The following is a 12397-nucleotide window of genomic DNA, read 5'->3' as shown; positions in this document are numbered from 1 at the left end:
TCAGGAAAGCAGTCGTTGCCGCAGGGCGAACTCAAGCTGCCGATTGGCTTCTTCAAGTCGCTTCAGATAGGCCTCACGCGCCTCTTCCTCGCGGATGGCCGTGAAAGCGTCCTGAACGGCCTTCACCAATTGATCATGCACCCATGGCTTGGCGAAATACTTGGTAACGCCGCCATTGTTCACGGCGTCGATGACCGCCTCGAGGTCAGAGTAGGCCGTGATGAGCATGCGGCACACCTCTGGAAACCGCTCCTTGGCCAATGTGAGCAGCTCACTCCCTTTGAGGCCCGGCATCCGCTGGTCGGCGATCAAGACGTGAACACGCTGCGAATTCAAGTGCATCCACGCTTCATGCAGGTCGGCTGCCAACAGCACCGTCATGCACTGCCTGAATGCGGCTTGGAACGCTTGGCGGTTGCCTGCGTCATCATCCACAAAGAGCACCACAGGCATTTCATGGGGGGTCGGATCGCGAGCAAGGGCGTTCATTGGCGATAGGGTTGCGCCGCTCTTACGCAGGTCTGAATCAGAGGTTCGTCGAAGTCTGATGTGGATAAATTGTTAATAACTTGACCTTGACTAGCTTCGCCCCCACTCGGACACCTTGGGCATCACTCTCCTGACCACCCATGAACACCTGGCTCGAAGGGCTGCGAAGCGCTTCAGCGGCGGACCCGGATCGTATTCGGCCCGTTTTCTTCCGCCTTGCGAACTCGTCTGACCAACGGGGGCTGGAAGAGCTGCTGAGGCGCCATTCGGGCATCACCGTGCACAATCAGCTGAACGCACAGTTGCGCGAGCTGCTGAGAGCTCGATGCCCGGCCGTGAAGTGGACTGAGGAAGATCTCGAGGCGGCGGTCATCGCTCACCTGAACGGCTGTTCACCCGAGCTTTATGGATGCTGGGTGTTCTACCCTTGGTCGAATCGCTTGGTCCATCTCCTCGACGAGCCTGAATTCGCCGAAGTAAGGACCGACCGTAACCGCAACAAGATCACCACGGAAGAACAAGCCATCCTTGCCACCAAGCGCGTAGGTGTCATCGGCCTAAGCGTAGGTCAGAGCGTTAGCCTGGCGATGGCGATGGAACGCAGCTGCGGGGAGCTCCGATTGGCCGACTTCGACACATTGGACCTCAGCAACCTGAACCGGATCCGCAGCGGAGTGCATCATCTCGGGATCCGCAAAACGGTGAACGCGGCGCGGGAGATCGCTGAGATCGACCCCTACCTCATGGTGACCTGCTACCATGAGGGCATCACTGAGGAGAACCTTGACCGTTTCCTCACCGAAGGCGGGAAGGTGGACCTGCTCATAGAGGAATGCGATAGCGTGGCGGTGAAGATCATCGCCCGGCAGCGTGCGAAAGCACACCGGATCCCGGTGGTGATGGACACCAGTGATCGGGGCATGATCGACGTGGAGCGCTTCGATCTGGAGCCGGACCGGCCGATACTGCATGGGTTGGTGGAGCATCTGGATGCGCCCAAGGGCACTGAGGTGAACCCGGAACTGAATCGGGCCCTGAGCATGGCCCTCATCGACCCAGCAATGCTCAGCGCGCGCATGCGCGAGTCCCTTCCGCTCATTGGCAGGAACTTGAGCAGCTGGCCTCAACTAGCATCAGCCGTAATGATGGGTGGAGGCGCTGCCTGCGACGCAGCGAGGCGAATACTGCTCGGCCAGCTTCAATCCAGCGGTCGCTGGTTCGTGGATGCTGCCGAACTCATGAAGGAGCAATCGTTCGACGCGGTCGATCAACAACAGAGCTTGACATGAAACGCAGCGACCGGCTTTGGATACGCGCCTTCCGGCCAGTGGATGAACCCAAGCTGGCAGCGGAATACCTGCTGGAACACGAGCGCGTGCTTTCCGATATCGGGGTGACCCCAGCGATTGCCAGTTCCAACCGCTGGCTCTCAGACCCATCGGTCCACTTGATCGCGGCCATGCACGACCGCTTAGGAATGGTGGCAGGCATCCGGGTTCAACCCGCAGGGCCATCCGGTCCATTGCCGATGGAACAAGCCATCGCCTCGTTGGATGCCGGCATCCATGGGGTGCTCCGATTCTTGGAGGAAGGCGGCGTGGCAGAGATCTGTGGCCTCTGGAATGCTCACCGCTTCGCAGGACGAGGGCTACCACTGCTCTTGAGCGCATCTGCCGTGGCGCTTGCGAGCCAACTCAATGTGCGATCCATGACCTGCTTCGTAGCGCATTACACGCTCCGTCATGCAAGGAGGGTGGGGTTCGTCCCGCTTGAAGGGATTGGAGACAAAGGAGTATTCACTTACCCCATACCGAGCATACGCTCCATTGCGATGGTCATTCCTGATGCGTTCGCCCTCACGCACGCTTCACCTCAGATCCGCGAAGCAATGTTCAGCCTGCGGACCAGGCCGGTGCAGAAACGGCTTGAGAACGTTACGGACTGCGCGCTAGAGGTGCACTACCTGCTGCACGCCGATAACCAGCAAGAGGATCTCCGCGTGTTCGGAGAGATCCTGCAGCAAAGGCACCGCTACAGCGCCTGAACGAAACCGAGGACCGCGTGCTTGGCGTACAAGCGCGCGATGAAGAATCTCCTCATTTCGGTCGCCAGCCTGCTCGCGCTGCAGGCGGCTGCAAAAGCTGAATCCCGGATTCAGGCCGTTCGCCCCGGTCATGGGCCCATCGGCAGCGCAATTCATGTGCTCAGCGACAGCGCTGGCACCTTGACTCCGGAACAGGCATTCAATAGCGAGGGCTATTCGGCTTCGTTCGCGGATGTTCCCAACCTGGGCATCAGCGACTTCACCTTCTGGCTTCGCTTCAAGGCGCTGAACGATTCGGAAGAGTCGGGCCTTGTCATGCACCTTCCTCATCCCGAGCTGGATGACATCCAGGTTTTCCTCGATCGCGGCGGGAAATTGGTGCAGATCGCCCATACCGGGCAGATGATCGGTCACGGCTCGCGCTCCGACGCGGAGAGAGAATATGCCTTCCACATCCCAACAGCGCCGGGGGAAGAGTCCGATGTGCTCGTTCGCTTGCAGAGCAGGAAGCAGCTGCAAGTCCCCATGCTCGTGCAAACAGAATCGGACTTCAGCGCAGCTAAGGCCAAGCGCAACCTCTTCATCGGGCTGTACGTCGGCGTGATGCTCGTCCTTGCCCTCTACAACCTCTTCATATTCCTCTCCACGCGTGACCGGTCCTACCTGCTATACGTGGCGTACATCGCCGCGGTGGCCTTGACCCAGCTCGCCTTCTTCGGCACAGGCCAGTTCCACCTCTGGGGGGCAAGCAACTGGCTGAGCACGAACGCTTCGATCATCCTGACGCTGCTCACCGCCACGGCCGCTACTGAATTCATGAAGTCCTTCCTGCGCACCCAGGTCCTGGTGCCTCGGATGCACGGCGCCTTCAGGTGGTTCTATGCGAGCTTCGCGCTCTGCCTTGCCATCTATCTCTTCGTCGACCCCCTGATCGGCTATCCGCTCGCCCAGCTGATCTCCGGCATCTATGCCTTCTTCTTCCTCGCTGTTGCGATCAAGGTCTCGCGCAGCGGATCTCGACAAGGCAAGTACTTCCTGGCTGCGTGGCTGATCTTCCTGCTAGGCACGATCGCATTCGTGCTGAAGGATGTCGGCGTTTTGCCTTACAACCTGATCACGACGAACACGATGCCGTTGGGATCGGCGATAGAAGGGATACTCCTCTCATTCGCTCTGGCTGATCGAATCAACACGCTTCGGCGCGAAAAGGACCGCTCCCAGGCAGAAGCCCTATCCATGGCCCAAGAGAACGAGAAGCTCATTCGTGAACAGAATCAGGTCCTGGAGGAGAAAGTGCATGAACGCACCGCCGCGCTGCAGGAGAGCAACGAACAGCTGAAGCGCACACAGACGCAATTGGTGCAGAGCGAGAAGATGTCGAGCCTCGGTCAGCTCACCGCCGGCATCGCGCACGAGATCAACAACCCGATCAACTTCATCAGCAGCAACATCGGGCCGTTACGGCGCAATGTGGGCGAAGTGATGGACGCCATCCGATCCTACCGGTCCATCCCCGCAACCGATGAGGCCGCAACAGCCCTTGCCGCGCAGCGAGAGCGCGACGACCGCACCGGCCTGGACGAGACCATCACCGAACTGGACGAGATCATCCACAGCATGGACGAGGGCGCGCGCCGCACAGCGGAAATCGTGCGCGGCCTGCGCAACTTCTCCAGGCTGGATGAAGACGACCTGAAGCCCAGCGACCTGAATCTTGGCCTTCGGAGCACCTTGGCCGTGCTCGCACCCCAGTACCGCGACAAGGTGGAATTGCGCATCGAGGCCGGAGAGCTCCCCAAAGTGGAGTGCTTCCCGGGCAAGATCAATCAGGTCTTCATGAACGTGATGAACAATGCCGCTCAAGCCACGCTTGCACGGCAGGACGGCAGGCCGAGGCAGGTCACCGTGACCACAGCAGCGAACGAGCATGAGGCCAGCGTGCGCATCAGCGATACCGGGGTCGGCATGTCCAATGATGTGATGGCCAGGATCTTCGAGCCGTTCTTCACCACGAAACCGGTTGGCGAGGGCACCGGCCTCGGGCTGGCCATCGTTTACGGGATCATCAGCGAGCACCAGGGCTCCATCCAAGTGGAGAGCCAGCCCGGCATTGGCACCACCTTCATCATCACCCTTCCGTTGCGCCAAGCGCGCGTGCAGGAGCAAGCCGCTTGAAACCATGGCAACCGAACGCCTGCGCGTGCTCTTCGTTGATGACGAGGAGCGTAACCTGAAAGCCTTCCGCGCAAGCTTCCGGCGCGAGATGGACGTCTTGATAGCCCCTTCCGGGCAGGACGCGCTGGAACTGCTGGCGCGGGAGAACGTGCATGTGATCGTATCGGATCAGCGCATGCCAGGCATGAGCGGCAGTGAATTCCTCGCCATCGCCCGTGAGCGGCATCCGCATGTCATGCGCATGCTGCTGACCGGGTACAGCGACCTGGACGCCGTGGTGCGCGCCGTGAACGAGGGCGGCATCTACGCGTATGCCACCAAGCCATGGGATGAGAACGACCTGCGCCTGCGCATCCATCAGGCCTTCGAGATCCAGCAGTTGCGGGCAGAGAAGGAAAGGCTGCTCGACCGGTACAGCCAGGTCTTCGAGGCCACCGCCGACCCCATCGTGATCGTGGACCAACGCGGCCAGGTACTCGACGCCAACGCCGCATGCGCCGCGCTCATCGGCGTTGACCGCGACGATCTGCGCCAACGGAGATTCACGGAATTCCTCGACGACGCGAAAGCGCTCATCAGGAGCCTGAAGCAGCACCGCTCGGGCAGGGACTTCGTGAACGTCGACCTCACCATACGCAACGCCCTTGGAGCGGTGATCGACTGCTTGATGACCGCCACCAGCCTGGGACCGCAAGGCGAGCACCGCAACGTGTTCCAGGCGGTGATCAAGGACATCACCGACCGCAAGCAGGAGCAGAAGCGGCTGGAGAAGCTCAACGCCGACCTCGATCGCCGGGTAACCGCTCGGACCTCGCAACTGCTCGAAGCGCTCGAGGACCTCGGCTCATTCTCCTACTCCGTGGCCCACGACCTGCGCTCACCGCTGAAGAACATCGCTGCCATGAGCGAAATGCTCAGGGCAACCGCCCTGAAAAATCCCGCACTCGACGATTGCGTTCCTTATGCTGACCGCATCGAGCGAGGCGCCAAGCGGATGATCCAATTGGTCGATGACCTTCTGCGGTTCTCGCAGACCAATACACGGGCGCTGGAACGGAAGGAGCTCGACCTGCGTCAACTCGTGCGCGAGGCTGTCACCGACACGGTGCCCGATGAACGCATGGGGCAGGTCAGCGTGAATGTGGAGCCGGGCGCCACGGCGCTGGCCGATGCGCCCATGCTCAAGGTGGCTTTGCACAACCTCCTCTCCAATGCGCTCAAATTCACCCGCAACAAAGAGCTCCCGTCCATAGCCATCGACCATTCCCAAGAGGCGGAACATGACCATATCGTGGTGCGCGACAATGGCGTCGGCTTCGATTCACGGCACAAGGAACAAGCATTCAGCGCGTTCAAGCGCCTGCACAAGGCTGACCAGTTCGAAGGGACCGGTGTTGGCCTGGCCATAGTCCAGCGCATCGTTGGCAAGCATGGCGGCGAGGTATGGGCCGAAAGCACCATTGGCCAGGGGACCTCCATCCACATCAAACTGCCGCGGTCCATGAGCCAGCAGCCCGGCTTGCCGTTCGTGAAAGTGGCCTGAATGAAACCTGCCTGAAGGACGAGCCGTATCGAAGGCAACTTTCCCGCTCTCCCATGAACCGCATCATCGCCCTCGCCCTCTTCTCCGCTTTCGCAAGCGGCAGCGTCCTCGCGCAGGCCAAAGCAAAAGGCAAACTCGTGGACCGCCGCGACCAAGCCGAGGGCTGGTACGTGCCCGTCCACGGACATGTGACCATCGACGGCAAGAAGGCCGAAAGCTTCGAGATGGTCCTTTACAAGGACAACATGGAGCTGGGCAAGCTCGAAGGCAAGAACGGCCACTTCGAGCTCGAGCTCGACATCGACCAGTTCTACACCCTTCGCATCACCAAGCAAGGCGTGCAGGAGAAGATGCTCTACTTCGACACCAAGCTCCCGCCCGACCTGGTGAAGTACCCCGATTATGAGTGCTTCGTGAACCTGCAGGAGCCCCTTGCTGACGGCATCGACCCCTTCTACACCGATTTCCCCTCCGCGATCGTCCGGTACGATGAGGCAATGGGCGGGTTCTACCATAGCGAGCATTACCTCTCGCATATCCAGACCCGGCTCGCTGGAGTCAGCAGCGCCACCTTCTAGCAGCGAACACCTTCCCTCCGGCCTGACAAAAACAACCAACCAAGGCCGAGGAACAGCAAGGCGGGCCCGTAAGCCCGCCTTGATCTTTGCTGTCAGTGCTGATCGTAATCGATCACTACCCGCTGCGAGCGCGGATGGGTCTGGCAGGTGAGCACGTAGCCATCGGCCACCTCTTCATCGGTAAGCGCGTAGTTCATCTCCATCTCCACCTGCCCTTCGATTACCCGCGCCTTGCATGTGCAGCACACCGCTCCCTTGCAGGCGTACGGCACATCGAGGCCGCTATCCAGCGCCACATCGAGCACGGCATCGCCGTTGGCCTTCACCTTCAGCTCATGCTCGCGGCCGTCCATGATCACCTTCACATCGGCCACACCGCTGAAGGCGGTCGACGTGGCATGCGTTGCCTCCTTCTTCGCCTCCGTGCTTACCGGCGTGCCGAAAAGCTCGACGTGGATCCGCTTCCTATCGACCCCGAGCTTCTCAAGCGCCTCGCTCACGTTCACCATCATCTGCTCCGGGCCACAGATGAAATACTCATTGGTATCGCTGTCCGTCACGAAGCGCTTCACCAATTCCGCCGCCTTCTCCGTGGTGATCCGCCCGTTGAAGAGCTTCTCCTCATCAACGCCCTTGCTCAGGATGTGGAATACGCCGAGCCGGTCTCCATGCTGCGCCTTCAGTTCCTCCAAGCGCTGGCGGAAGATGATCCGGTCCGCATCGGTGTTCCCATAGAACAGGGTGAACCGGCTCCTTGGCTCGGTGCGAAGAACCGTCTTCAGGATGCTCAGGATCGGCGTGATGCCGCTGCCTGCCGCGAACGCCACGATCTGGCGCTCCTTGGCGGGGTCCAAGGCGGTGGTGAAATTGCCCATGGGAGACATCACCTCGATGCTCATGCCCGGCTTCAGCTTATCAACAAGCTGGGTGCTGGCACGGCCATTCGGCACTTTCTTCACCGCGATGCGAAAGCGCTCGCCATCCAATGGGCTGCTGCAGATGCTGTAGGAGCGGCGCAGCTCCTCGCCGTTCACCGTGAGCTTCAACGTAACGTATTGGCCGTGCTGGAAAGCGAATTCACTGCGCAACGAAGGCGGGACATCGAAGCCCACCACGATGCAGTCAGGGGTCTCCTGATGCACTTCGGCGACGGGAAGGGACTGGAAGTGAGCCATACGGGTGCTGCTCATGCTGAAGGCGGGCAAAAATAGACGCGGTTGTTCAGGCAGGAGCCCGATGAACAGATTGACCGCCCGTATCGTTCGGAAGTGACGGGAATCAGGCTCGCATGGAGGCCCGCCCCTACTTTCGCGAACCGTAATCGTATGCCCACAATGACCGAAGTGAAGAACCTCGAGGATCTCTTCCAAGCCAAGATCGACGCCGAGCAGAAGATCGAGCCGAAGGACTGGATGCCTGATGCGTACCGCAAGAACCTCATCCGGCAGATCAGCCAGCATGCGCACAGCGAAGTGGTGGGCATGCTGCCCGAGGGCAACTGGATCACTCGCGCACCCAGCCTGAAGCGCAAGGCCATCCTGCTCGCCAAGGTGCAGGACGAAGCCGGGCACGGACTCTATCTGTACAGTGCCGTTGAGACCATGGGCACCAGCCGTGAGCAAACCATCGACGACCTGCTTAGCGGGAAAGCGAAATACAGCAGCATCTTCAACTACCCCACCCTGACTTGGGCCGATATCGGCGCCATCGGCTGGCTGGTGGACGGGGCCGCCATCATGAACCAAGTGATGCTCTGCCGAACCAGCTACGGCCCTTACGCCCGCGCCATGGTGCGCATCTGCAAGGAAGAGAGCTTCCACCAGCGCCAAGGCTATGAGATCATGGCCGTGCTGGCGAAGGGCTCTCCCGAGCAGAAGGAAATGGCCCAGGATGCCCTGAACCGTTGGTGGTGGCCCAGCCTGATGATGTTCGGACCCACCGACGCCAACAGCCCGCATAGCGCGCAGAGCATGAAGTGGAAGATCAAGCGCCAGAGCAACGACGAGCTGCGCCAGACCTTCATCGACCGCACCGTGCAGCAAGCGGAAGTGATCGGCCTCACCATTCCTGACCCGGACCTGAAGTGGAACGAGGAGACCAAGCACTACGACTGGGGCACGATCGACTGGACCGAGTTCAACAACGTGGTGGCCGGCAATGGCCCTTGCAACAAGGAACGCCTCGCCGCCCGCAACAAGGCCCACAGCGAAGGAGCATGGGTGCGTGAAGCGGCCGTGGCCTACGCCGCCAAGAAAGCGAAACGCAAAGCCGCCTGATCGAAGCACACGTAGCGTCGACCCATCGGGTCGACCTACACTGTTACCACCGGACACCAATGAGCACCAACCCGAACAACTGGCCCCTCTGGGAGATCTTCATCCAGAGCAAGCGCGGCCTCGATCATAAGCACGTGGGCAGCTTGCACGCCGCTGATGCCGACATGGCCATCGAGAACGCCCGCGATGTCTACACCCGACGCAACGAAGGGAACAGCATCTGGGTGGTGAAGAGCGAGCACATCCACGCCAGCCGGCCGGAAGATGCCGAGAGCTTCTACGACCCCGCGGATGACAAGGTGTACCGCCACCCCACCTTCTACACGATGCCCGAGGGCGCTAAATACATTTAGTGAATGGTGAATGGGAGGTGGTGAATAGCGCCAACGCGCATTCCCCATTCACCATTCACCAAGCCCCATTCACCATGAGCCCAGCACTCTACACCTACACCATCCGCCTCGCGGACGACCTCCTCATCCTGAGCCAACGCCTCAGCGAATGGTGCGGCCACGGGCCCATCCTGGAGGAGGACATCGCCCTGACCAACCGCGCGCTGGACCACCTCGGCGAAGCGCGGAACCTCTTGACCTATGCTGGTCAAGTGGAAGGCAAGGGACGGACGGAGGACGACCTCGCCTACCTGCGCATGGAGCGCCAGTACACCAACGTGAAGCTGGTGGAACAGCCCAACGGCGATTACGCCCACACCATGGTGCGCAGCTTCCTCTTCGATGCCTACCACCTGCCGCTGATGCAGGCCCTGCTGAAGAGCAACGACGCCCAGCTCGCGGCCATCGCGGGAAAGGCCGTGAAGGAGGCCACCTACCACCTGCGGGCCAGCAGCGAATGGATCATCCGCTTCGGCGATGGCACCGAAGAGAGCCACCAGCGAGCCCAGACCGCCTTGGATAACCTGTGGACCTACACCGGTGAGCTGTTCGAGACCGATGGCGTGATTGATGAAATGGTGAAGGCGGGCATCGCGCCCGACATTTCCGCAGTGAACGCAGCGTGGAGCAAGACCGTGGACCAGGTGCTGTCCGAAGCCACGCTGAAGCGCCCCGCCGACGCCTTCATGATGACCGGCGGTCGCAAGGGCCTGCACAGCGAGCACATGGGCTTCATCCTGGCAGAGATGCAGCATGTGACGCGGGCGTATCCTGGTGTTAGCTGGTAACGGCCGGCGACAGATCCGCCCCCTCAATCGAATCACCAGTAGCGTCGACTCACCGAGTCGACCTACCACCATGGAACCGAACGCGAACATCACCAAACGCCGCATCCTCGAACTCCTCGATTACGTGAAGGATCCGGAGATCCCGGCGATCAACGTGCTGGAACTGGGCGTGGTGCGCGGCGTGGAGGTGGAGGTGAGCGGCAAGGCCATCATCACCATCACACCCACCTACACCGGCTGCCCGGCGATGGACGTGATGGCGGCCGACATCAAGACGGAATTGCTGGAAGCCGGCGTGCCCGAGGTGGAAGTGAAGATGAGCCTCTCCCCCGCCTGGACCACCGACTGATCACGGATGAAGGCAAACGCAAGCTGAAGGAGTACGGCATCGCGCCGCCCGAGAATACCGCCGACATCCGCGCGCTGAAAGGCGAGCAGCCCGTTGTGCAATGCCCGCAGTGCGGATCGACCAACACGGTAATGCTTTCGCTCTTCGGCAGCACAGCCTGCAAGGCGCTGTGGAAATGCCAGGATTGCCTGGAGCCGTTCGATCAGTTCAAGTGCCTGTGAGCCGGCCGAGCCGCTCTGCCTGAGGCCGCTACTTTCGCCGCCCGATGCCGACCGGGCAGAAATACACCGTCGATCCCTCACGCCTCGATGGCGTCACGGATGAACCGCTCTTCGCAGCGGTAGCAGCGGAAGCGGCGCATCAGGACATTCCCGCCTTCGCCATCGGCGGCTACGTGCGCGACCGTCTGATCGGCCGTCCGTGCAAGGACATCGACTTCGTGGTTGAGGGCGACGGGATGGCCTTCGCCATGACCGTAGCGAAGCGATTGAATGCCGAACCCGTGCATGTCTTCAAGAATTTCGGGACGGCGATGTTCATGCACGGCGACACGCAAGTGGAATTCGTGGGCGCACGTAAGGAGAGCTACAGCCGCAACAGCCGCAAGCCCGAGGTGGAGCCGGGCAGCATCAAGGACGATCAGGAGCGCCGCGACTTCACCATCAATGCGCTGGCCATCTCGCTCAACCAGGGCAGCCTCGGCGCGCTGGTGGATCCCTTCGGCGGCATCCTGCATCTCGATCAAGGCCTGCTGCGCACACCGCTCGATCCCGACATCACCTTCAGCGACGATCCGCTGCGCATGCTGCGCGCCGTGCGCTTCGCGAACCAGCTGGGCTTCACCATCGACCCCATCACCTTCGAGGCGATCAAGCGGAACGCGAAGCGGCTGGAGATCATCAGCGCCGAGCGCATCCACACCGAGCTCAACAAGATCATCCTCTGCGACACACCGAGCCAAGGCTTCATCCTGCTGCGCGAGAGCGGCTTGATGGCTGAGTTCTTCCCCGAGTTCCTGGAGCTGGCGGGCGCCGAGGAGAAATTCGGCATCGGCCACAAGGACAACTTCTACCACACGCTGCAGGTGCTCGACAACGTGTGCGCGAATAGCAACGACCTCTGGCTGCGCTGGGCCGCCATCCTGCACGACATCGCCAAGCCCGCCACCAAGCGCTTCGAGCCTGGCCATGGCTGGACCTTCCACGGGCACGAGGACAAAGGCGCGCGCATGGTGCCCAAGATCTTCCGCCGCCTGAAGCTGCCGCTCGATGAGCAGATGAAATTCGTGCAGAAACTCGTGGCGCTCCACCTGCGGCCCATCGCCCTCACCAAGGAAGAGGTCACCGACAGCGCCATCCGCCGCCTGCTCTTCGACGCCGGCGACGACATCGATGCGCTCATGATCCTCTGCCGCGCGGACATCACCAGCAAGAACGAGAAGAAGAAGGACCGCTACCTGCGCAACTACGAGCTGGTGATGCAGAAGCTCAAGGACGTCGAGGAGAAGGACCGCGTGCGCAACTTCCAGCCGCCCATCACCGGCGAGGACATCATGCGCGCCTTCAACATCCCGCCCTGCAAGCTCATCGGCGACATCAAGACGGTGATCAAGGACGCGATCCTCGATGGCGAGATCGAGAATGAGCGGGGGCAAGCGTGGCAGTTGATGTTAGCGACCGGGAAAAGGCTGGGGGTTGAACCTGTTGAAGGGGTTGAGGGTTGATTGCGGGACGGTTGCGGGTCAGTCAACGCACTTAGCTTCG

General features: G+C 61.0%; 11 protein-coding genes and 1 pseudogene. 10 read left to right on the top strand and 2 right to left on the bottom strand.

What is annotated here, in order from left to right; genetic code table 11:
* On the bottom strand, positions 1–489 hold the full coding sequence (locus tag IPK70_13310; protein MBK8228136.1) for a response regulator: 489 nt from the start codon (positions 487–489) through the stop codon (positions 1–3).
* A gap of 140 nt (positions 490–629) precedes the next feature.
* Here IPK70_13310 and IPK70_13305 point away from each other — a divergent pair, with 140 nt between their 5' ends.
* The 5 genes from IPK70_13305 to IPK70_13285 are packed head-to-tail and all read left to right on the top strand — an operon-like array spanning position 630 to position 6829.
* Entirely contained in the window at positions 630–1778 is a 1149-nt protein-coding gene (locus tag IPK70_13305) for a ThiF family adenylyltransferase (GenBank protein ID MBK8228135.1), read from the top strand.
* Positions 1775–2533: a hypothetical protein gene (locus IPK70_13300; GenBank protein MBK8228134.1), complete on the top strand. Its 759-nt coding sequence runs from the start codon at positions 1775–1777 to the stop codon at positions 2531–2533. Before IPK70_13305 ends, IPK70_13300 begins: the two co-directional genes overlap by 4 nt.
* 39 nt (positions 2534–2572) lie before the next feature.
* Positions 2573–4708 carry a GHKL domain-containing protein gene (locus tag IPK70_13295; protein MBK8228133.1) on the top strand — a complete coding sequence of 712 codons (2136 nt, stop codon included), beginning with the start codon at positions 2573–2575 and terminating at the stop codon, positions 4706–4708.
* 4 nt (positions 4709–4712) lie between these two features.
* On the top strand, positions 4713–6251 hold the full coding sequence (locus IPK70_13290) for a response regulator (GenBank protein ID MBK8228132.1): 1539 nt from the start codon (positions 4713–4715) through the stop codon (positions 6249–6251).
* A gap of 53 nt (positions 6252–6304) precedes the next feature.
* Positions 6305–6829: a hypothetical protein gene (locus tag IPK70_13285; protein ID MBK8228131.1), complete on the top strand. Its 525-nt coding sequence runs from the start codon at positions 6305–6307 to the stop codon at positions 6827–6829.
* Positions 6830–6921: 92 nt separating this feature from the next.
* Here IPK70_13285 and paaK read toward each other — a convergent pair whose 3' ends face one another.
* Positions 6922–8019 (bottom strand): phenylacetate-CoA oxygenase/reductase subunit PaaK, encoded by a 1098-nt coding sequence (gene paaK, locus IPK70_13280; protein ID MBK8228130.1) that lies wholly within the window; start codon positions 8017–8019, stop codon positions 6922–6924.
* Positions 8020–8163: 144 nt separating this feature from the next.
* On the opposite strand from paaK, the gene paaA reads away from it, so the two are divergent.
* From paaA to IPK70_13255, 5 genes and pseudogenes are all read left to right on the top strand, one after another.
* The gene (gene paaA, locus IPK70_13275) at positions 8164–9105 is read left to right on the top strand and encodes a 1,2-phenylacetyl-CoA epoxidase subunit A (GenBank protein ID MBK8228129.1); all 942 of its coding nucleotides are present in this window, start codon (positions 8164–8166) and stop codon (positions 9103–9105) included.
* 59 nt (positions 9106–9164) lie between these two features.
* Complete coding sequence (gene paaB, locus IPK70_13270; protein ID MBK8228128.1) at positions 9165–9458, top strand: 1,2-phenylacetyl-CoA epoxidase subunit B; 294 nt, start codon at positions 9165–9167, stop codon at positions 9456–9458.
* Positions 9459–9532: 74 nt separating this feature from the next.
* A complete protein-coding gene (paaC, locus tag IPK70_13265; GenBank protein ID MBK8228127.1) occupies positions 9533–10285 on the top strand; it encodes a phenylacetate-CoA oxygenase subunit PaaC in 753 nt (250 codons plus the stop codon).
* Between the two features lie 70 nt (positions 10286–10355).
* A pseudogene (paaJ, locus tag IPK70_13260) lies at positions 10356–10855 on the top strand (phenylacetate-CoA oxygenase subunit PaaJ).
* 44 nt (positions 10856–10899) lie between these two features.
* Positions 10900–12357 (top strand): HD domain-containing protein, encoded by a 1458-nt coding sequence (locus IPK70_13255; GenBank protein MBK8228126.1) that lies wholly within the window; start codon positions 10900–10902, stop codon positions 12355–12357.
* Positions 12358–12397 lie beyond the last annotated feature (40 nt).

This window comes from Flavobacteriales bacterium, from assembly GCA_016712535.1.
In the GTDB taxonomy this organism is placed as follows: Bacteria; Bacteroidota; Bacteroidia; order Flavobacteriales_F; family PHOS-HE28; genus PHOS-HE28.
The sequence above is the reverse complement of the archived record's forward strand: the minus strand, read 5'-3'. Positions and strand labels throughout refer to the sequence as shown.

What these genes read in the sequence shown, in the direction of transcription:
- paaA (MBK8228129.1), top strand. Translation starts at nt 8,164, where the DNA reads ATGACCGAAGTGAAGAACCTCGAGGATCTCTTCCAAGCCAAGATCGAC.
- IPK70_13300 (MBK8228134.1), top strand. Translation starts at nt 1,775, where the DNA reads ATGAAACGCAGCGACCGGCTTTGGATACGCGCCTTCCGGCCAGTGGAT.
- IPK70_13305 (MBK8228135.1), top strand. Translation starts at nt 630, where the DNA reads ATGAACACCTGGCTCGAAGGGCTGCGAAGCGCTTCAGCGGCGGACCCG.
- IPK70_13255 (MBK8228126.1), top strand. Translation starts at nt 10,900, where the DNA reads ATGCCGACCGGGCAGAAATACACCGTCGATCCCTCACGCCTCGATGGC.
- paaB (MBK8228128.1), top strand. Translation starts at nt 9,165, where the DNA reads ATGAGCACCAACCCGAACAACTGGCCCCTCTGGGAGATCTTCATCCAG.
- IPK70_13310 (MBK8228136.1), bottom strand. Translation starts at nt 489, where the DNA reads ATGAACGCCCTTGCTCGCGATCCGACCCCCCATGAAATGCCTGTGGTG.
- IPK70_13285 (MBK8228131.1), top strand. Translation starts at nt 6,305, where the DNA reads ATGAACCGCATCATCGCCCTCGCCCTCTTCTCCGCTTTCGCAAGCGGC.
- paaK (MBK8228130.1), bottom strand. Translation starts at nt 8,019, where the DNA reads ATGAGCAGCACCCGTATGGCTCACTTCCAGTCCCTTCCCGTCGCCGAA.
- IPK70_13295 (MBK8228133.1), top strand. Translation starts at nt 2,573, where the DNA reads ATGAAGAATCTCCTCATTTCGGTCGCCAGCCTGCTCGCGCTGCAGGCG.
- IPK70_13290 (MBK8228132.1), top strand. Translation starts at nt 4,713, where the DNA reads ATGGCAACCGAACGCCTGCGCGTGCTCTTCGTTGATGACGAGGAGCGT.
- paaC (MBK8228127.1), top strand. Translation starts at nt 9,533, where the DNA reads ATGAGCCCAGCACTCTACACCTACACCATCCGCCTCGCGGACGACCTC.